Origin of the sequence: Thiomicrorhabdus sp. 6S3-12 (assembly GCF_017571475.1) — a bacterium.
GTDB lineage: Bacteria > Pseudomonadota > Gammaproteobacteria > Thiomicrospirales > Thiomicrospiraceae > Thiomicrorhabdus.
Genome location: NZ_JAGETW010000001.1, coordinates 233,269 through 254,423, shown reverse-complemented (window position 1 = coordinate 254,423; position 21,155 = coordinate 233,269). Strand labels below are relative to the sequence as shown.

15 protein-coding genes are annotated in these 21,155 nt (G+C 50.9%); 12 read left to right on the top strand and 3 right to left on the bottom strand.

Annotated features, from left to right (window positions below; all coding sequences use genetic code 11):
• Positions 1–16: 16 nt before the first annotated feature.
• The 5 genes from malQ (at position 17) to glmS (ending at position 9,855) form a co-directional block, all read left to right on the top strand.
• Positions 17–1,435 carry a 4-alpha-glucanotransferase gene (malQ, locus tag J3999_RS01190; protein WP_208126478.1) on the top strand — a complete coding sequence of 473 codons (1,419 nt, stop codon included), beginning with the start codon at positions 17–19 and terminating at the stop codon, positions 1,433–1,435.
• Between the two features lie 98 nt (positions 1,436–1,533).
• Entirely contained in the window at positions 1,534–3,750 is a 2,217-nt protein-coding gene (gene glgB, locus J3999_RS01185; protein ID WP_208126477.1) for a 1,4-alpha-glucan branching protein GlgB, read from the top strand.
• A gap of 23 nt (positions 3,751–3,773) precedes the next feature.
• Positions 3,774–5,294 (top strand): glycogen synthase GlgA, encoded by a 1,521-nt coding sequence (glgA, locus tag J3999_RS01180; protein WP_208126128.1) that lies wholly within the window; start codon positions 3,774–3,776, stop codon positions 5,292–5,294.
• Positions 5,294–7,807: a glycogen/starch/alpha-glucan phosphorylase gene (locus J3999_RS01175; protein ID WP_208126126.1), complete on the top strand. Its 2,514-nt coding sequence runs from the start codon at positions 5,294–5,296 to the stop codon at positions 7,805–7,807. The genes glgA and J3999_RS01175 overlap by 1 nt, the downstream gene beginning before the upstream one ends.
• Before the next feature lie 194 nt (positions 7,808–8,001).
• Positions 8,002–9,855, top strand: coding sequence for a glutamine--fructose-6-phosphate transaminase (isomerizing) (gene glmS / locus J3999_RS01170; protein WP_208126124.1), 1,854 nt, complete (start codon positions 8,002–8,004; stop codon positions 9,853–9,855).
• 74 nt (positions 9,856–9,929) lie between these two features.
• Here glmS and J3999_RS01165 read toward each other — a convergent pair whose 3' ends face one another.
• On the bottom strand, positions 9,930–10,142 hold the full coding sequence (locus J3999_RS01165; RefSeq protein ID WP_208126122.1) for a putative motility protein: 213 nt from the start codon (positions 10,140–10,142) through the stop codon (positions 9,930–9,932).
• Between the two features lie 115 nt (positions 10,143–10,257).
• Between J3999_RS01165 and J3999_RS01160 the strand changes: the two genes are divergently transcribed.
• Positions 10,258–11,091 (top strand): putative metalloprotease CJM1_0395 family protein, encoded by an 834-nt coding sequence (locus J3999_RS01160; RefSeq protein ID WP_208126120.1) that lies wholly within the window; start codon positions 10,258–10,260, stop codon positions 11,089–11,091.
• A gap of 92 nt (positions 11,092–11,183) precedes the next feature.
• Here the strand turns inward: J3999_RS01160 and J3999_RS01155 are convergent, their stop codons facing one another.
• The gene (locus tag J3999_RS01155) at positions 11,184–11,501 is read right to left on the bottom strand and encodes a helix-turn-helix transcriptional regulator (RefSeq protein WP_208126118.1); all 318 of its coding nucleotides are present in this window, start codon (positions 11,499–11,501) and stop codon (positions 11,184–11,186) included.
• Between the two features lie 226 nt (positions 11,502–11,727).
• On the opposite strand from J3999_RS01155, the gene J3999_RS01150 reads away from it, so the two are divergent.
• The 3 genes from J3999_RS01150 (at position 11,728) to J3999_RS01140 (ending at position 14,645) form a co-directional block, all read left to right on the top strand.
• Entirely contained in the window at positions 11,728–13,038 is a 1,311-nt protein-coding gene (locus J3999_RS01150) for a S41 family peptidase (RefSeq protein ID WP_208126476.1), read from the top strand.
• Between the two features lie 93 nt (positions 13,039–13,131).
• Entirely contained in the window at positions 13,132–13,686 is a 555-nt protein-coding gene (locus J3999_RS01145) for a DJ-1 family glyoxalase III (RefSeq protein ID WP_208126115.1), read from the top strand.
• Between the two features lie 14 nt (positions 13,687–13,700).
• Positions 13,701–14,645, top strand: coding sequence for a GlcNAc-transferase family protein (locus tag J3999_RS01140; RefSeq protein WP_208126114.1), 945 nt, complete (start codon positions 13,701–13,703; stop codon positions 14,643–14,645).
• A 30-nt stretch (positions 14,646–14,675) separates the two neighbouring features.
• Here J3999_RS01140 and J3999_RS12005 read toward each other — a convergent pair whose 3' ends face one another.
• Positions 14,676–18,269 carry a hydantoinase B/oxoprolinase family protein gene (locus J3999_RS12005; protein ID WP_208126113.1) on the bottom strand — a complete coding sequence of 1,198 codons (3,594 nt, stop codon included), beginning with the start codon at positions 18,267–18,269 and terminating at the stop codon, positions 14,676–14,678.
• 181 nt (positions 18,270–18,450) lie between these two features.
• Between J3999_RS12005 and J3999_RS01130 the strand changes: the two genes are divergently transcribed.
• The 3 genes from J3999_RS01130 to J3999_RS01120 are packed head-to-tail and all read left to right on the top strand — an operon-like array spanning position 18,451 to position 21,151.
• On the top strand, positions 18,451–19,314 hold the full coding sequence (locus tag J3999_RS01130) for a YihY family inner membrane protein (RefSeq protein ID WP_208126112.1): 864 nt from the start codon (positions 18,451–18,453) through the stop codon (positions 19,312–19,314).
• On the top strand, positions 19,311–20,324 hold the full coding sequence (locus tag J3999_RS01125) for an iron ABC transporter permease (RefSeq protein WP_243755224.1): 1,014 nt from the start codon (positions 19,311–19,313) through the stop codon (positions 20,322–20,324). The genes J3999_RS01130 and J3999_RS01125 overlap by 4 nt, the downstream gene beginning before the upstream one ends.
• A complete protein-coding gene (locus J3999_RS01120) occupies positions 20,321–21,151 on the top strand; it encodes an ATP-binding cassette domain-containing protein (RefSeq protein WP_208126111.1) in 831 nt (276 codons plus the stop codon). The genes J3999_RS01125 and J3999_RS01120 overlap by 4 nt, the downstream gene beginning before the upstream one ends.
• The last annotated feature ends 4 nt before the right edge of the window (positions 21,152–21,155 follow it).

Genomic DNA, 21,155 nt, shown 5'->3' with positions numbered 1-21,155 from the left:
GGTTGCAGTGAAAAAAATGATTGATAGAGCAGAGCCGTCCGATTCACCGTTACGCCAAGCCGGCGTTTTATTGCATATTACCTCCTTGCCGAATGCGGCGGAAAAACCGGGTCAATTGAACTCCGAAGCATGGCGTTTTCTGGATTGGATTCAGGAGTCCGGTCTCAGTATCTGGCAGACATTGCCATTGAATCATCCGCATGCCGACCTTTCGCCTTATTCGGCCTTGTCGGCCTTTGCGTTTAATCCGGCTTTTTTGCCGGACGATTGGATGCAGTACCTCAACGCCGAGCGTTATGCCCAATTTTTGCAGAATGAACCACACTGGTTACAGGACTATGCGCTTTTTGTAACGATCCGTGAGCAATTGCAGGGCGTCAGTTGGGTGAACTGGCCAGACGGACTCAAGCGACGCGATCCAGAGAGTTTGAAACGTTTTAGCCGCCAGCATCAGGAGCGAATCGAGCAACTAAAGAAACAGCAGTGCGTACTGGATTATTTATGGCAGAAACTCAAGCGTGATGCCAACCAGAGAGGCATTCAGCTGTTTGGCGATATGCCGATTTTTGTTGCTCTGGACAGCGCGGATGTCTGGTCGAATACCGAAGAATTTCTATTGGATGAGTCCCTGATGCCGAAGGTGGTCGCCGGAGTGCCACCGGATTATTTTTCCGAGACCGGCCAGCGTTGGGGGAATCCGCATTATGACTGGGATGCGATGCGCAAAGACGGCTTTACCTGGTGGATAAGACGTATCGAGCATGCCCTGCGACAGTTTGATCTTTTGCGTATTGATCATTTTAGAGGTCTTCAGGCGTGCTGGCAGATTGACGCCAAGGAAGACACGGCGATTAATGGACACTGGAAAGAGGTTCCGGGCGAAGCCCTTCTTGACAAGCTGCAGCAAGAGTTTCCGCATTTACCGTTAATAGCGGAAGACCTTGGGGTTATCACCGAAGAGGTGGTTGAACTCAAGGAGAAATTCGATCTGCCGGGCATGTCGGTATTGCAGTTCGGTTTTAACGGCTTGCCCGATAATCCGCATGCGTTGGATGAGCAGGTTGTCAATTCGGTGGCTTATACCGGGACACACGACAACGATACGACCATTGGCTGGTTTGAAGCACTCGATGAGGGTGGTAAGGCTTGGGTATGGCAGCAGCTTGAAGAACATTGTGGATCGCTTTTGGAGGAATCTGGCTTTGAAAACGCTATGCCATGGCCGTTAATCGTTGCCGCTTTTGCTTCAGTCGCTCAAAGAGTCATTGTGCCGATGCAGGATTTTCTGATGCTGGATTCGCAACACCGGATGAATGTTCCAGGCGTCGCCGAGGGGAATTGGCGCTGGCAGTTCGATTGGTCTCAGCTTTCGAAAGAAACGGCTAAGGAAATTGCTGCTTTAGTTGTCTTGACCGCTCGCGGTGACAGTGCGTGATAATAAAAACAGATCGCGAAAGTGCTTTAATCATTTCGCGGTAATAAAGTTCGATTTAAGGAAAAATTATGCCAAATAGCTTTCAGGCTGCCGAACCGATGGACCGTCTTATTCCAGAAGTAAAAGATCATATTAATCGTCTTGAACAAGGGCGCCATCATGATCCTTACGATTTTCTGGGGGTTCACAAGATTCATGCCGTACAAGCTGGTTCTGCGCAACAGTGGGTCATTTGCGAATGGTTGCCGACGGCGGAAAGAGCAAGGGTGAAACTGCGGCAAGAGGATTTTATCGATCTGCTGCGCTATCCGGACAGCGACCTGTTTTATGCCCTGTTGGACGAGGAGCAGTTCCGTCAGCTGCCGCAGCATTACGAGGTTCAATGGTGTGAAGGCAACGGCGAATGGCATAAGGCGGAATCCCCTTATACCTTTTTACCGCAGATTGGAGAGCTTGATCTACACCTGTTTTCCGAAGGTCGTCACTGGCACCTGTATGAAGTTCTCGGCGCCCGGGTTATGGAAGTCGACGGCATACCCGGTGTGCGTTTCGCTGTTTGGGCCCCTTCGGCCGAACGTGTTTCGGTCGTTGGTGACTTTAACGGCTGGCATGGCTTGCGCCATTCAATGAGAGTCTTGGGCGGTTCCGGTGTCTGGGAAATCTTTATTCCGCGCTTGCAGCTGGGCGATTTGTATAAGTTTGAGATCCGTAACCGCGATAGCGGTCAGGTGATGGTCAAAACGGATCCTTATGCCCAATCGATGGAGATTCGCCCTGCGACTGCCTGCCGAATTGCCGAATCGGATTATCGCTGGCAAGACCAGAGTTGGATGCAAGCACGTGGGCATTTCGACTGGCATAAGGCGCCGATCAATATTTATGAAGTGCATTTGGGTTCCTGGCAAAAAGACGAAGACGGGAATTTTCTCAATTATCGGGAGATTGCGCATCGTCTGGTCGAATACGTGCAATGGATGGGTTACACGCATATTGAACTCTTGCCTGTTTCCGAACATCCGCTTGACCAGTCCTGGGGTTATCAGACGACCGGCTATTTCGCTCCGACAAGCCGTTTCGGAACACCGGACGATTTCCGCTATTTTGTCGATCACTGCCACCAGAATCAGATTGGCGTGTTCCTCGATTGGGTTCCGGCACACTTTCCGAAAGACAGTTTTGCCTTGGGGCGTTTTGACGGGTCCGCGTTGTATGAGCATGAAGATCCCCGTATGGGCGAGCATCAGGATTGGGGCACCTATATTTTCAACTTCGGACGCAACGAAGTCCGAAATTTCCTGATTGCCAATGCGCTCTATTGGGTTAAAGAGTTGCATATCGATGGTCTGCGGGTGGATGCGGTGGCGTCCATGCTCTATCTGGACTATTCGCGAAATGACGGTGACTGGTTGCCGAATAAATATGGCGGTCGGGAGAATCTAGACGCCATCGAATTTTTGCAGACGATGAATGCCGAAGTCCATGCTCAGGCTCCGGGCGTATTGGTTATGGCCGAGGAGTCGACTTCCTGGCCAATGGTGTCGCGTCCGACCTGGATGGGCGGACTCGGGTTCTCGATGAAATGGAATATGGGATGGATGAACGATACGCTTTCCTATATAGAAAAAGAGCCGGTTTTCCGCTCGTACCACCACAGTGAACTGACATTCAGTCAGATGTATGCCTATTCGGAAAACTTTATTCTCCCGCTGTCGCATGATGAAGTGGTGCATTTGAAAGGCTCGCTGATCGGTAAAATGCCGGGAGATGACTGGCAGAAAGCCGCCAATGTACGCCTGCTTCTAGGTTATCAGATGCTGCATCCGGGTAAAAAGTTGCTCTTTATGGGATCGGAGTTTGCACAATGGGGAGAATGGTCCGAGTCGCATGCTCTGGATTGGTACTTGTGTGATCATCCTTTAAACCGGGGCGTTCAGTTGTTTAGCAGAGAAATGAACCGCCTGTATAAGGATCATAGCGCCTTGCACCAGAGAGATTTTGAAGGCGATGGTTTCAGTTGGATTGATTGTCATGACTATCAGCAGTCGGTTTTGAGTTTTATGCGTCACAGTGATGACGAGACTGTGATCTGCCTTTTCAATTTTACGCCGGTTCCACGAGAAAACTATCGTATCGGTGTTCCGGAGGCGGGCGAGTATCTGGAATTGATCAATTCGGATGCGGAATGTTTCGGGGGCGGTAATCTCGGCAATGGCGGCCACCTTCCGGCACAGGAGGGTGATTGGATGAATCAGCCATTCCATCTGGACTTAACCCTGCCGCCTTTGGGTGTATTGGTCTTAAAAAGAAAAGATTGAGAAAACGGATTTGAACAGCCATTATGAAAATTTTATTTGCCACTTCGGAAGCGCATCCTTTAATTAAAACCGGCGGTCTGGCAGATGTCAGCGGCAGTTTGCCGAATGCCTTGAAAAAGCTTAAACATCAGGTTCGTATGGTGCTTCCCGCCTATCACGATGTGATGGAGAAGCTCCCGGATAAGTCCTATCGTCAGGTTGCCAGTTTTAAGATCGGTGGGTGTGGCAAACAGCTGGATGTTCGTATTCTGCAATTAAAGGCGGGTGCTTTTGATTCGATAGAGGTTCCGGTCTGGCTGGTGGATATTCCCGCGCTTTTCGGGCGTGCCGGGAACCCTTATTTAGCCGAGGACGGAACGGACTGGTGGGATAATGGTGAGCGCTTCGGTGTTTTTTCCAAGGTGATTACCGAGCTGGCAATGGATCGTTGTAACCTTAAGTGGGCGGCGGATGTGGTGCACCTGAACGATTGGCAGACAGGTCTGGCCGCCGGCTTACTGAGTGTCGAAATCCATCGTCCAAAAACGATTTTTACGATCCACAATATGGCTTACCCGGGCAATTTTCCGAAACAATTGTTTGATGGACTGGGGTTGCCTAATAATCTGTGGTCAATGCATGGCGTTGAGTTTTGGGGGCATTTTTCGATGCTGAAAGCCGGTGTTGCTTATGCCGATTGGATTACTACGGTCAGCCCGACCTACGCGCGGCAGATCTGTACCTATGAATACGCGTACGGATTTGAGGGAATTCTTCAGGAAAGAGCCGGGCAAGGCCGACTGATCGGTATTCTTAACGGGATTGACGAGCATGTCTGGAACCCGCACAGTGATCCATTGATTCCTTACCGTTATTCCGAGAAGAAAGGGCGCACCAGTGCCAAAAGAAAAAACAAAGCGGAGCTTCTAAAAACGTTTTGCGCTCTGCACCCGGATCAATCATTGCCGGATGAAAACCGTTTTGACGAATGGCTGGACAGACCTTTAATCGGTTTCGTCGGTCGTCTGGTGGCGCAGAAAGGTATTGATCTAGTGCTGTCTGTGCTGCCGGAAATTCTGGCTACAACCGATGCCAATTTTGCGTTTATCGGTTCAGGTGATAAACATTTCGAAGCCGAGTTATGCCGCATTTCACGGGATTTCCCGAAAAGAGTCTGGTGCCATATCGGTTATTCGGAAGAATTGGCGCACCTGGTTGAGGCCGGGACGGACATGTTCCTGATGCCATCGCGTTTCGAACCTTGTGGTTTGAATCAGATGTACAGTCTGGCTTATGGAACGCCTCCGATTGTCCATCATACCGGAGGGCTTGCCGATACCGTGGTGAATGCGAACGAGGATGCATTGAAATCGGGGGAAGCGACCGGTTTCGTCTTTTATGAGCCTAACCGACATGCACTTCTTTCGACGATTCTGCATGCGCTTTATCTGTTTACCAATAAAAAGCGTCGCTGGCAACAGATTCAAAAGCAGGGGATGCTACAGACGTTCGACTGGAAAGAAAGCGCCAAACAGTATGAATCCCTTTATAAGGAGATACTCTGATGCCTACGGAAATAGAAGCCAAAAGGCTGGAAGTGATCAGCGATATGCTGCCTAATATCGGTATGAACAAAGACGCGATCGAAGCGGATTTTTTGAAATATTTGTGTCATACGTTGGGAAGGCAGCTGACCTCCGAGGATTACTATCTTTTCAAAGCGCTTTCCTATGCAACGCGTGATCGCTTGATGACGCATTGGAAGCGAACCTGGGCTGCCTACAATCATAACGGAAAACTCAAAAAGGCTTACTACCTTTCAATGGAGTTTTTGATCGGCCGTTCACTGACGAATAATCTATTGAATTTAGGTATCGAGAACGCGACCGAAAAAGCGATTTACGATCTCGGTCTGGATTTTGAAGAGATTGAACATACCGAACGCGATGCTGGCTTGGGAAACGGCGGTCTGGGGCGTCTGGCCGCCTGTTTTATGGACAGTTGTGCGACACTGAAGCTTCCGGTAATGGGATATGGTCTTCGTTATGAATACGGGATGTTCCGGCAAATAATTCAGAACGGCTATCAGGTCGAACAGCCGGATCACTGGTTGGGATTTGGCCCGCATCCATGGGAAATTCAGCGGGCGGAATATACGCAAGTGGTCAAGTTCGGCGGGGAGTCGCGTGAGTATATTGATCCGGTTTCCGGCAATCTGATTGCGCACTGGGAACATGCCGATGTGGTATTGGCGATTCCGTATGATGTCCCTATTCCCGGTTTCAAAAACGAGACGGTCAATACTTTGCGACTATGGTGGGCGATGGCTAAGGAAGGTTTTGACCTGTCCGAATTTAATGCCGGCTCTTATCACGAAGCGGTTGCGAAAAAATCGGAAGCGGAGAATATTACCAAGGTCTTGTACCCGAACGACTCGAGTGAAAACGGTAAGGAGTTGCGCCTTAAACAGCAGTATTTTCTGGTGTCCGCCTCCCTTCAGGATGTACTGACGCAATGGACGGAAAAATACGGTTCCGATTTCAGCGATTTTGCAGAATATAACGCTTTCCAGTTGAATGATACGCATCCTAGCTTGGCGGTAGTCGAACTTATGCGACTTCTGGTCGACAAGGAACGTATGGGATGGGACGAAGCGTGGAGCATTACGACGCAGACTATGGCTTATACCAACCATACGTTGTTGCCTGAAGCACTCGAAAAATGGCCTAGGGAACTGTTCCAGAGGTTATTACCTCGACCTCTGGATATCATTTACGAGATCAATCGTCGTTTTCTGACCGAAGTCGCTATGAAGTGGCCGGCGGATACGGAACGACAGCGTCGAATGTCGATTGTCGACGAGAATGATAATATTTCTATGGCTTATTTGGCGATTGTCGGCAGCCACTCGGTCAACGGCGTGGCGGAATTGCATTCCAATCTTCTTAAAGAAGGGCTGTTTAATGATTTCTACCAGCTCTGGCCGGAGAAGTTCAATAATAAAACCAATGGCGTAACCCAGCGTCGCTGGTTGGCGGGATGTAACCCGGATATGCGCTCTCTGTTGAAAGAACATATCGGCGAAAATTGGATTACACACCTGGAGGATTTGCATCAGATTGAGCCTTTGGCCGAGGATGCAATGTTCCGTAAACGCTGGCATGAGGTAAAGCAGAAGAACAAAAAGCGCCTGGCGGATCTGGTTTTTGAAGAAACCGGTGTAAATCTGCCTCTGGAGTCGATGTTCGATGTTCAGGTCAAACGTATTCATGAATATAAGCGCCAATTGCTGAATGTGTTGCATGTCATTCATCTGTACTCACGCATTAAACGTGGCCAAATCGATAACTGGACCAATCGAGCGGTGCTTTTCGGCGGTAAGGCGGCGCCGGGTTATGCCATGGCGAAGTTGATTATCAAGCTGATAAATAATGTCGCCGATGTGGTCAATAGGGACCCGGATGTCGGCGATAAACTTAAGGTGGCCTTCTTTCCGAATTACCGAGTCTCGGCGATGGAGGTCATCTGTCCGGGGACGGATCTCTCCGAGCAGATTTCGACAGCGGGTAAAGAGGCTTCCGGTACCGGCAATATGAAGTTTATGATGAACGGCGCTTTAACCATCGGTACTTTGGATGGAGCCAATGTCGAGATTCTGGATACGGTTGGTGAAGAAAACTTTTTCCTTTTCGGTTTGAAAACCCCGGAAGTGGAAGAACTGCGCCGTTATTACAACCCGCAGATCTTTATCGATCAGAGCAACGATCTGCAGGCGGTGATGGGACTGCTCGAATCCGGACATTTCAATCAGTTTGAGCCGAGGATTTTCGATCCGATTATCCGTTCGATGAAATCTTCACAAGACCCGTGGATGACCTTGGCGGATTTCCAAAGTTATATTTCCGTTCAGGAGCAGGCGGCGCACGCCTATCAGGATCGCGAAAGCTGGGTGCGTAAAAGTATCGTTAATACCGCGCGCAGCGGTATCTTTTCGACCGATCGTACCATGCAGCAGTATAACGACGAGATTTGGGGGTTAACGCCGATCGATACCGGGTCGGTTGACATTGCCTGTTAGGAATTGCTGTAAGATTCCCCTTAAAAAAGCAGAGCTGATATGAATCGGCTTTGCTTTTTTAGTTTATTCGTCTCTCTTTTTTAAGTGGTCGGTTGAACAGTAATTATCTTTGACCTTATAACTAGGTTTTGGTTGGGGCTTTAGGCCGCAAAATGCTACTATAAGCGGTAAATTTTGATACGAGAAAAATAACTATGTGCGGAATTGTTGGGGGAGTCACGGAAAGGAATCTGACTCCAATTCTACTTGAGGGTTTACGTCGTCTTGAATATCGTGGCTATGACTCGTCCGGTATTGCCTTGATCAGTTCAGAGGGAGAAATCGAGCGAGTGCGCTCAATTGGTAAGATTCGACAGTTAAATGATAAGATCGAACGCTCGGAACACCCGTTTCAAGGACAAATTGGCATTGCGCATACCCGTTGGGCAACCCATGGAATTCCGGCCGAGCAGAATGCACACCCGCATATCTGTAACAATCGCGTTGCCGTAGTGCATAACGGCATTATTGAAAATTTTGCCGAGCTGAAAGAAAAACAGATTGAGCAGGGCTATCGCTTTACCTCTGAAACCGATACTGAAGTAGTTGCCCACTGTCTGGACTCCGAATTAGATAAAGCTGACGGCGACTTGCTGAAGGCCGTGCAAGCCACTGTGGAACATCTGGAAGGTGCTTATGCTTTGGGTGTGATTGCGCTGGATGAGCCGGATCTGTTAGTGGCGACCCGTTACGGCAGCCCTTTGGTGATCGGCGTCGGTATCGGTGAATTCTTTATCGCCTCGGATGTCTCTGCACTCCTGCCGGTGACGCAGCAATTTATTTTCCTGGATGAAGGAGATGTCGCCAGCATCCGCCGCGATCAGTTGCAGATTTTCGATAAAGACGGCGAGCCGGTTGAGCGTTCGATTGTAACCTCCACTTTAAGCAGCCACTCTGTCGAGCTTGGCGAGCACCGACACTATATGCACAAAGAGATTTTCGAGCAGCCGCAGGCGGTTGTCGATACTTTGCAGGGGCGTATAACGGATTCTTCGGTTCTGGTTTCCGCATTCGGTCATCGCGCGGAAAGCATTTTTTCCGAGATTGAGAATATTCAAATCATTGCCTGCGGTACCAGCTACCATGCCGGAATGGTGGCGAGATACTGGTTTGAGGACATCATCGGATTGCCTTGCTCGGTCGAGGTTGCCAGCGAATTCCGCTATCGCCACCCGGTGATTCGCAATAAAACCTTGCTGGTTACCATCAGTCAGTCCGGCGAAACGGCCGATACTCTGGCGGCTTTACGAGAAGCCAAACAGCAATTTCCGGGAATCGCTTCCCTGACAATCTGTAATGCGCCGGAATCAAGTTTGACGCGTGAGTCGAATCTGGTATTCCTGACGCACGCCGGTCCGGAAATCGGTGTGGCATCGACCAAGGCGTTTACCACTCAATTGGTTGCGCTTGCCCTGTTAATGACCGCTATCGGTCAGGTACAGAAGCGTTTGACGGAACAACGCGAAAAAACCATTGTTCATGGGCTGCAAAAGCTTCCGACGCTGATTCAGAATGCGCTTAAGCATGAAGAGACGATCAAAGAGATCGCGCTCTCCTTTGCGGATAAAACCAGCGCTCTTTTCCTCGGGCGAGGAACCATGTTCCCGATTGCCATGGAAGGGGCGCTCAAGCTTAAAGAGATTAGCTATATTCATGCTGAAGCCTATCCGGCGGGCGAGTTGAAACACGGTCCTCTGGCGTTGATCGACGAGCAGATTCCTGTGGTTGCCATCGCTCCGAAGGACGAGTTACTGGAGAAATTGAAATCCAATCTTCAGGAAGTTAAGGCGCGTGGCGGTCAGATGATTGTTTTTGAAGACGAAGGTTCTTGTGTCAGCAGTGATAATGATAATTTTCATGTCGTTAAGGCGACCACTAATGTCGGACGGATTACCGCGCCGATCACCTTCAATATCCCGCTGCAATTATTGAGCTATCATGTTGCCCTGATAAAGGGTACCGACGTCGATCAGCCGCGTAATCTGGCTAAATCGGTAACGGTCGAGTAAGGCAGGCGTTGCGAGAAAAACCGGTCAGTTTTATGTAAGACTGATCGGTTTTGTCGTTTTCTTGCTCGAGCCACTCAAGCTTTGACGTCGATATTCTGTCCCAGATTTCCCTGCGGTGTCGGATTGCTGGAAACTTGTGAAACTTGCGGAATGCTGTTGATTAGCATCATTGCTGCCTGGCTTTGCAGGTCAATGGATTTTTTCAGCATGCCGACTTGCGCCTGCTGCTGACCATAAGCCGGTTGCATCTGCAACGCATTCACTGATCCGTCTGTAGAAATCGCCATAATAGACCTCCGAAAAACTAAGTCTATGATTCGTAAGTGACTTTTATTTATCAAGTCCAACCGTTTTTATTATAATCAATTTATCGACTGTGATTTTTAACGGTTTTGTAAAACGATGGCGATTTCATTCAGCACTGTCTCATCACAACCTGCAACTTTGATACCTTTAAGTTCGGCTTTTACCGGACAGGGTAAAGTGCTGCCTCAGGAAAGTGCTGCGGACTTGCTGTCTTCGAAAACGAATTCTGCCGCAGAACAGAACCTAAAATCTCAGCCTTCGCAGCGAGTGCCGGATCGGGAAACCGTTTCCGATCAGCCGCAGCAGACTGTTTCCGGCAATCAGGCACCTCAAGAGACCCAAGAGCAGCGACTCAGTCAGCAGCAAGTCGAACAGGTGATCAGTCAGCTGAAATCTCGTGATAGGGAAGTGCGGGCGCATGAAATGGCACACTTAAGTGTTGCCGGAGCCTATGCACGGGGAATGAGTTTTACCTATCAGACAGGTCCGGATGGTAAACGCTATGCTATTGGTGGAGAAGTTGGCATAGATACTTCGGCCGTGGCCAATAATCCGGAAGCGACTCTGCAAAAAGCGATAGTGATACAAAATGCTGCCTTGGCGCCAGCCGAACCTTCTGCGCAAGATATGCGGGTTGCATCTGCAGCTTCACAGATGATGATGCAGGCACGCGCGGAAATGGCTCGGCAAACGACAGAGAGTTATGGCGATACAGCTGAATCTTCTGAGATAAGGGAAGCCGATTCCATGCAGGATTCTGACAGTGATTCTCGTATGGAAACGGCGACTACTATTCTTCCTAAGGCTGAAACGGCGCAGATGGAGAATCGGTCAACTCCGGTTGAGGCCGCTAATTTAGCGCAGAGATCCGACCAGCTTCAGGCGGCAAGAGCGCAGTTTGATCTGCGTATGAATCTGAACGGTGCTTAATGCTTCCACGGTATGATAAACATTTGTAGAAAATGGGCGTTTAAGCGTTAGGCTGACGTTGCCTTTCGCTTTGAACCGAGAGCAGAATTATATTAGCTTTCGGTCGGGCAGAAAGTCTGCTGCATCGCACTCATTAGAGTGAGAATGTTATGATCGCGGACTCGGCAAAGGATTTTGCTGCCTTCCCGGCGGGAGGTGATAATCTCTTTTTCACGCAGAATATCGATGTGTTGGGAAATGTTACTTTGAGTTGTACCCACTTGCTTGACAATTTCCATTACAGGCAATTCGTTTTGTCCGATAACACAAAGAATTTTCAGCCTAAGAGGATGCCCCATCGCTTTTAATGCTTTAGAGGCTTTATTGATATTGTCTTCTTTCATTTCAAATGGGACGTTTTCTTCACTCATTCTGATCAATTCACTATATAACGATATTACTGAAAATTTATGTAAATTCTATAGAACTTACCTGAATAAGTCACCTCAAGGATATTTTATGAGTTGCTAATATTTTTTTGTGGAAAAATGGCGAACAAACTTGAATCCTGTGGTTTAAAACATTATAAATGCTAGATTATTGTGAAGATTTATCTAATTGGAGAGCCTTGTGGCTATATCGAAAATAAAACAAGTCATGTGGGTCGGAACCGGCGTAATCTTTGGGGCTATGATTGCTGTCGGAACCACTGTGTGGGCGGATCGCGACGAAACGACTGTTCAACAGACCAATTCCATTCCTTTGCAGGAGCTGCGCGCTTTTGTTGAAGTCTATGAAAGAATCTCCACGGATTATGTTGATCAGGTTGACGATAAAAAATTGCTTGAAGGCGCAATCAGCGGCATGCTTTCCAGTCTGGATCCGCATTCGGCTTATCTGCCTCCGGTCGATGCCAAGGAGATGGAAGAGCATACGCGAGGCGAGTTTGGCGGCTTAGGGATGGAAGTCGGGATGGAAGATGGCTTTGTGAAGGTCATCTCTCCGATCGACGATACTCCTGCCGAGAAAGCGGGTATGAAAGCCGGCGACTTGATTATCAAGCTCGGTTCAGAACCGGTTAAAGGCAAAACCTTGAGCGAAGCGGTCAAGATTATGCGCGGTAAGCCCGGAACCAAAATCGAATTGACCGTCGTGCGAGATGGTGTTGATGCGCCTTTTACGGTCGAATTGACGCGCGCTATCATCAAGGTGAAAAGCGTTAAGCAGCGTATGCTTAAAGACGATATCGGTTATGTCCGTATCAGCCAGTTCCAGGTGCGTACCGGTCAGGATCTGAGTAAAGCGATTTCAACTTTGGAAAAAGAGAACGGCAAGCCTTTATCGGGTCTGGTGTTGGATCTGCGTAACAACCCGGGCGGTGTTCTGACCGCTGCGGTTGAAGTTTCCGACGCTTTCCTTGACGACGGACTGATTGTGTACACCGAAGGACGTATTCGCAATTCGCAGATGCGTTTCGAAGCCGAGGGTGGAGATCTTATGAAAGGTAAGCCGATTGTCGTGCTGGTGAATGAAGGTTCGGCTTCGGCTTCCGAAATCGTTTCCGGAGCGCTTCAGGACCAGAAACGCGCGATTATTGCCGGTCGCGATACCTTTGGTAAAGGGTCGGTGCAGACGCTGATGCAGCTGAATAACGGTGCGGCGATGAAAATTACCACGGCCCGTTATTTTACGCCGTCGGGACGTTCGATTCAGGCCGAAGGGATTCAGCCGGATGTGAAGATTGATCTGCTGAAAGTCGAGAAGGTCGAAAAGTCCAAGATCGGTAATATCAAAGAGAAGGATCTTTCCGGGCACCTGTCTAACGGCAATGGCGATAAAGAGGAAGAAGAACTGACCGAGCAGGAAAGAGTTTCCAAGGAAACGGAAGCGCTGCTGGATAAAGACTTTGAATTGAGCGAGGCCATGCGTATTGTCAGAACCATGATTCTGGCCCAGCAGCTTAAATAAGCAGCGCGTATGAGCGAAATAAAGCCACCCGAACGAATGTGACGGTGGCTTTTTTATTTGTCAGGATGAAAAAACGGCATAGGGGTGTGAAAAATGAGCAAAGTACTGGTTCCTTTGGCACAAGGGTGTGAAGAGCTCGAAGCGGTTACCATTATCGATATTCTAGTGCGCGGCGGCGTAGAGGTCGTGACCGCTAGTCTGGACGACAATACCACCATCACCGCAAGTCGCGGTGTGCAATTAGTTGCCCAGAGCACGCTGGATGAAGTGATCGATGATCATTATGATTTGATCGTTCTACCCGGTGGTTTGCCAGGTGCGGATTATCTGCAGGCGGATTCTCGGATTATTGCAAAACTCAAAAGTACGGTCGCAATGGGCGGTTTGGCGGCCGCAATCTGTGCGGCGCCGAAGGTTCTGGTTTCTGCTGGCTTGCTGGATGGCAAGCAGGCCACCAGCTATCCGGGGGTAATTGAAAAACAGCCTGCGCATGACATGCAGTTTTCGAACGAGGCCGTCGTGGAAGACGGTCAGGTTATTACCTCCAGAGGCCCGGGGACAGCAATGGATTTTGCTTTGCATCTTCTGCAGAAACTGCAGGGGGCGGATGTACGGCAAACTGTCGAGGCCGGATTGGTTAGAGCGTAAACAGGGTCACGGGAATGGATAAGATTTTTGTGTCTCTGGCATCTTATGTCGACCCGGTTTTGCTGTTTACTCTGGCTCAGGCCTATGCCAAGGCGGATCAACCGGAACGCTTGGTATTCGGCGTGGTTGATCAACACCCGCAAAGCCGCAGTGATATTATCCGCCGTTTCAAGTTCCAGAAACAGATCCGCTATGTGCATATCGATCCGGTGCAAAGTCGAGGTGTTTCCTGGGCTCGGTCACTGGTTTTTTCGCTTTACCAGAATGAAACCTATTTACTGCAGATCGATTCACATACCTATTTCGAACAGGGCTGGGATTCGGTTTTAATCGAGCAGTTTCATGCGCTTGATCGCCTGTCGTCCAAGCCGATTCTGTCAACCTATCCTTATGCCTTCGAGTTCGAAGGCACTCAACCGGTAATCAAGTCCAAACCTTCCGAAGAAACGGTGCTGGTGCTAAGACCAAAGGCGGAGGAAGTACTAAAAGACGACGATCCGGTTCTGCATTTTCGCGCGGAACATCTGATGACGCGCGAAATGGTTCGCGGATTTCATCTGGCAGGCGGTTTTATCTTCACCTGGGGACGTTTTGTGGACGAAGTGCCCTACGACCCGCGTTTATACTTCCATGGCGAAGAGCAAAACCTAGCAATTCGTGCCTTTACCCGTGGCTGGGATATTTTTCACCCGCCGCATATTCCTCTGTATCACCTTTATAAGATGCCGGACAATGCTTACGATTCGCATCATTGGCACGAGAAATGGGATTCACAGAGAGATTACCGCTGGTATGAGTTAAAGGATTTGGCGCGGCAAAGAATGGCCGATCTGCTGTATTACGGTAAGCCGTTGGGTGCTTTCGGTTTGGGAAGCGAAAGGAGTCTGCAGGATTTCGCCGAATTTTCCGGGATCGATTACAGTAAGCGAAGCATTAACCGCAGCCGTTTCCCTGTTTGAATTCGATACAAGGAAACGTTTCTTGTTGTTCTACTTTTTACCGTAACCGCCGCCGCCCGGTGTGTGCATCCATAGCTGATCGCCGGGGTTGAAGGTTTGTGTAAAGGTACTCTTCAGCCATTCGACATGGTCACTCTCTCTCGCCAGATAGCCCTGTTGTCCGGTTTTTCCCGGAGCGCCGCCGTCCAAACCGTAAGGTGCGACGGTGCGGTGATTGCTCAGCACCGAGACGGTCATCGGTTTCAGAAATTCGATGTGCCTTTCACAGCCGTTACCACCGTTAAAACGACCTTCTCCGCCGCTGTTGTGGCGAATCGCAAAACGTTTTAAACGAACCGGATAGCGCAGCTCGAAAATCTCCGGATCGGTCAGGCGAGAGTTGGTCATATGGCTGTGAACGGCGTCTTCACCGTGATAATGCTTTCCGGCGCCGGTTCCTCCGCACAGCGTCTCATAATACTGCCAGGTTTCGTCACCGAAAGTCAGATTGTTCATGGTTCCCTGTGAGGCGGCCTGAATTTTCAAGGCGCCGTAGAGTGCATCCGTTACCACTTGCGAGGTTTCGACATTGCCCGCGACTACCGCCGCCGGATAGCTCGGATTGAGCATCGAGTTCGGCGGAACAACCAGTTCGATAGGGCGAAGAAAACCGTCGTTCAGCGCAATAGGCTGATCGATCAAGGTGCGCAGGACATACAGAGTTGCTGCGCGGGTAATAGCATAGGGGGCATTGAAATTGTTGTTCTGTTGCGCGCTGCTCCCGCTAAAGTCAATACGGGCTTTACCGGCGCGGCGATCAATATCGATGCGCACGCAAATTTGTGTTTGCTGGTCGGTATCGTAACAGAAGTGTCCGTTGTTTAATTGCGCAAGCAATGCTTTGACCGCCTGTTCAGAATGTTGCAGAACAAACGCCATATAAGCACTGACCTCGGCCACGCCGGTTTTGGCGCAGAGTTTCTGCAAACCGCTTATTCCGGTCTGATTAGCGGCAATTTGCGCCTGCAGGTCGTGCAGGTTCTGGGTCAGATTACGCGCCGGATAGCGTGCTTGGCTAAACGCTTTGTGAATGATCAGGGACTGCAGTTCACCCGCCTTAACAACCTGCACGCAGTCAAGCAGAACGCCTTCTTCTTCAATATGACGGCTGTCAGCCGGCATAGAACCGGGGGTCAGGCCGCCGACATCGGCATGATGCCCGCGTGATGCGACATAAAAACGACAGATTCCGTCAATAAATACCGGCGAGATCAGGGTTATATCCGGCAAGTGGGTTCCGCCCGCGTAAGGGTTGTTCAGGGCGAAGCAGTCGCCTTCCTGAAGCTGTTCGGCATGCCGCTGAATGACGGTTTTAACCGATTCGCCCATCGAACCAAGGTGAACCGGAACATGCGGGGCGTTGGCGATCAACTGGCCGTGACTGTCGAAGAGTGCGCAGCTGAAATCCAGACGTTCCTTAATATTGACCGAGTGTGCGGTCTTTGCCAGAACCGCCCCCATCTGTTCGGCAATGGCCATAAAACGGTGATTGTAAAGTCCGAGTTTGACCGGATCGATCTCGGTGTTGATATCCAGCGAACCGCTGCCTGGTGCAGTTTCGCGTGCAACATCTTGCGGCAGATATTTTTCCAGAAGCAGCTGTCCGTCTTGCAGCAGTTTCGCCTGCCATCCTTGCTGTAGATAGATGGTACCGGTTGGTTCCAGAATCAGCGCCGGTCCCTGTAAGATCTGCTGCAAAGCGAGCCGGTCGCGTTGAAAAACCAGCGTATCGTGCCATTGGCCATGATGGTAGGTTTGCACCTGTTCTTCCGCTTTGGCGGCTTCCTGCTCGGCTGGCGCCAGTTTACGGGCCTGATGGGCCGTGCTCAAAGCCTCAACGCTGATGCTATGGATATGAATGTCTGCATCCAGGCGAAAACCGAACTGACGCTGATGCTGAACTTCAAAGGCGTGCCGATAGTCGTCAGCGCCGGCCTTTTCCCGCCAGTGGACATCCAAAGTAGTGTCACTGCCCTGATAGTTAAGATGCAGTGTGATCTTGTCTTCGGCGAATTGCGCACCTTGTTGTTCAAGCTCTTCTCTGGCTTCGGCTCTCTGTGATTCCAGACTGCTTTGCAGTTTGTCGAGGTGCTCAAGAGACTGCTGATGAGAGCGTGTAATCAGCACCGAATTCTGCGCCAGTCCCATACCGTAAGCAGAGAGAACGCCCGAGTAGGGGTGCAGTAAAACCTGGGCAATCCCCAGTTTTTCGGCGACGGCGCAGGCATGTTGTCCTCCGGCACCGCCGAAACTGACCATGGTGTAGTCTTTCAGGTCATAGCCGCGTTGGGTGGAAATCGTCTGTACCGCATTCGCCATGGTCTCGACGGCGATCTGCAAAGCGCCTTCGGCGAGTGATTCGGGCGTCATGTTCAGCGCTTGGCCCAGGTCGGAAAATTTCTGCGCGACGATCTCTCTATCCAATGGCTGTGTACCGTCGGCTCCGAAAACGGCCGGGAAATGTTGGCTTTGAATGCGGCCGAGAAGGAGATTGGCGTCGGTCACGCTGAGAGGGCCGCCGCGTCGGTATGCTGCCGGTCCCGGATTGGCACCGGCAGATTCCGGGCCGACTCGTAACTCGCCGTGGTGGGCGTGAATAATCGATCCGCCTCCGGCCGCGACCGTGTGGATGTCGAGCATGGGCACGCGCATTTGCGCGCCGGCGACCTCGGTTTCGAAGTTGCGTTGCAACTCCCCAGCATAGTGCGAGACATCGGTCGAGGTGCCGCCCATATCGAAACCGATGATTTCATCAAAACCGGCCATTTTCGCGGTTTTCACTGCGCCGACAATGCCGCCGGCAGGGCCGGATAGAATGGCGTCTTTTCCCTGGAAACGCTCCGCCTGACACAGACCGCCGTGTGATTGCATAAACTGCAGATCCACTCCGGGCAGTTGAGCGGCAACCTGACGTACATAGCGGTGCAAAATCGGGCTAAGATAGGCGTCAACGACCGCTGTGCGCCCGCGCGCGATATATTTGATCAGTGCCGATGTATCCGCCGATGTGGATATCTGAGTGAAACCGATCTCTTCCGCCCATTGGGCTACCTGTTTTTCGTGTTGCGGGTTGAGATAGCTGTGCAGCAATGCAATCGCAATGGCTTGATAGCCGTCCTGTTTAAGGGCGTGTAGCCCCTTTTTGGTTACGGCTTCGTCGAGTGCTTCGATTTCTTTACCGTCGGCGTTCATTCGCCCGGGAATTTCAATGCTCTTTTGGTACAGGGGCGTCGCGGTGCGAACTTCCAGAGCAAAAATGTCCGGGCGGTTCTGATAGCCGATCTTGAGCGCGTCGGCAAATCCCTGGTTGGTAACCAGCGCCACCGCTTCGCCTTTGCGTTCCAGCAGAGCGTTGGTGGCGACGGTTGTGCCCATTTTCACGCAAGCGATTTGTTCAACCGGGATCGGTGCCGGTTCGGAGACCTGTAGAAAATAGCGGATACCGGCGATGGCGGCGTCCTGGTAGCGTTCCGGATTTTCCGAAAGCAGTTTATGGGTGTGCAGCTTGCCGTCAGGAGCTTGAGCGACGATGTCGGTAAAGGTTCCGCCGCGGTCTATCCAGAATTGCCACTGTTTTACACCCACTCTATTTCCCCGTTGATTTTCCGTTTGAAAAAGTTGTCTCTGTTTTTGCCTTCAATGGCACGCAGAGCAAGAAAAAAAGCTCCAGCGGCGTTATTATAGGCGCAAATGTCTAAAAACTGTTCCAAGGATCCTTCCGACTATGCCTTCGGCACGACAAGCAGATTATAAAAGTTCCTTTTCCGTGTTTAAAAACATTGCCCACTGGCGTTTCTGGTTCAGGTCGGCGGTGCGTTTTCAGCAGCAGAAAGGCTCCGATGCCGTCGCGATTCTGGCGTACACCTCGCTGATCGGTATTGTGCCGATGCTGGGTGTGATGCTGGCACTGTTTTCGGTATCGAGTTACTTCTACGATTTCGAGGCGCTGGTGATGGATCAGGTCGTAAAAAATCTGATGCCCAGTTCCCAGCCGGTAATTCAGGATTATCTGTTGCAGTTCTCGTTTCAGGCAACGCATCTGAAATGGCCGGGGTTGATTATGATGTTTATAACCACCGTGATGCTGCTGTGGAAAGTGGATCAAAAACTCAATCAGCTTTGGCCGGAGGGCGCGAAAAGACGCTGGTGGGTCAGTTTGCTGCACTATCTCGGCATCAGCCTGTTTGGACCGATTCTCCTCGGATTGAGCCTGCTGGTCAGTTCGGCGATTCTGGCATTGCCTTTGGTCAGCGATACCACGCCTTTTATCGAGAAGCTGTTGTTCGGTTTGAAAATTATTCCGGTTGCTTTGAGCTGGCTCGGATTTACCTTGCTGTATAAATTCGTTCCCGCTTGCCAGGTTTCCACTCGTGCGGCTTTTTTAGGCGGTTTTATGGCCATGCTGCAGATGGAATTGCTTAAAGTCGGTTTTGGAGTCTACGTCAAACTCTTCCCGACTTATGATCTTGTCTACGGCGCTTTTGCTGCCGTGCCGCTGTTTCTGCTTTGGCTTTATCTGATCTGGTTTATCGTGATCTGGAACGGTGCCGTGGTTGCAACGCTCAGCGAACAGTATCTGGGCTGGAAAAAGGCGCGATTAAAAGCGCAGGCGACTGAGGCGCAGGCATGAAAAATTCTGCGGGGGCGTTTCCGACACGCAGATCGGTGATATTGGGCGGGATTCTGCTGCTGGCTGTGATCGGACATCTGTTTGTGGGACACAGTTCGCTGAACTGGAATAGCTTGTTGACGGAAGGAGTCAGTAGCCAGCAGTGGTTTATTCTGCAAGAGTTCCGTTTGCCGCGCGTACTGATGGCAATCATTGTCGGAGCCGGTCTGGCAGTCGCCGGTGTCGCTTTGCAGGCGCTTTTCCGCAATCCGTTGGCCGAGCCGGGGTTGATTGGCGTCGCCAGCAGTTCCGCATTTGGTGCGGTAGCGATTATGGTGCTTGGCGGCTGGCTGTGGCAACAGGTCGCATTATGGCAGATCGGTTTTTTCGCATTTGCGAGCGGGCTTCTGGCGACTCTGCTGATTTACCGGTTGGCGACCAAGTCGGGTCAGACCGATATTGCGCTGATGCTGCTGGCCGGGGTGGCGGTTAACGCAATCATGGGGGCGGCCACCCAGCTACTGCTCAGTGTCGCGGATCTGGTGCAGTTACGGACGGTGACCTTCTGGTTGATGGGCTCGCTGGTCAATCTTTCATGGCCGTCGGTCGTGGGTGTTTCAACGGTCGTGCTGTTCTGTACAGCGGTTCTGTGGCGTCTGGTCCGAGCGATGAACGCGTTTGTTCTAGGGGAAAACAGTGCCCGTTATATGGGGTACGATACAGGTCGTTTTAAATGGCAGGTGATGATTTTCAGTGCGCTGATGGTCAGCAGTGCCGTCTCGGTGGTCGGCGTTATCGGTTTTGTCGGTCTGGTGGTGCCGCATATCGTCCGTTTATGGGTCGGTTCCGATCATCGTCTGGTTTTGCCTTTGAGTGCCTTGGGCGGAGCAATACTGCTGGTTCTGGCTGACTGGCTGGCGAGAGTCCTGCTGCATCCTCTCGAGTTGCCGATCGGGCTTTTGATGGCTCTGATCGGTGCGCCTTTTTTTCTGATGATGTTGCTTAAACAGCGCAGAGGATGGCGCCAATGAAACGGATTGTCTGTCAGGACCTTGCTTATCGTATCGCGAAAACGGAACTGCTTGATGAGATCAATGCCGAATTCCAGAGCGGACAAATCAATGTCATTCTAGGACAGAACGGCGCGGGTAAATCAACCTTGCTGAGCCTGCTGGCAAAAAGCCTCGATCCGAGCGCGGGCGATATTGTGTGGCAGAATGAACCGCTTTCCAGTCTGAGTCTGCAGGCGCTTGCGCGACAAAGAGCGGTCGTTGAGCAGCAGCAGGGGGTGCAGTTTGATTTCACCGTCCGCCAGCTCGTCAGTCTGGGACTGGAAATTCAGTACAGCAGTGAACTGCTGGAAGCCTATCGGCATGAAGGTCGTTTCGAGCGCTGTCTGCAGCGGATTATTACAGTTTGTGATCTAGATAATCTGCTGGATCGCTCGATTTTAAGTCTGTCCGGAGGGGAGTTTAAACGGGCGCAGCTGGCGCGAGCTCTGGCGCAGATATGGCCTCTGGGGGACTGCGAAAAGCAGGGTGAAGAGATGGACTTCAGCGGCAGATGGCTGTTCATGGACGAGTGGAATGCTGCTTTGGATATGCGTCATCAGCAATGTTTTGCGGCAATGTTACGCCAATGGTGTCGTCAGGGGCTGGGTGTGATTATGGTGGTGCATGATTTGCCTCTGGCCATGCAGCTGGCCGATCGGGTTCTCTTGTTGAAGCAGGGACAGGTTGTCGCCGAGGGCGAAGCCAAAGAGGTATTGCAGCCGCTGATTCTGCAGGAAGCGCTGGAGATGCAGCTGCAAACCTTTCATGACGACAACGGGCAGGCGCTTTATCTACCGCAGTTCTGATGGG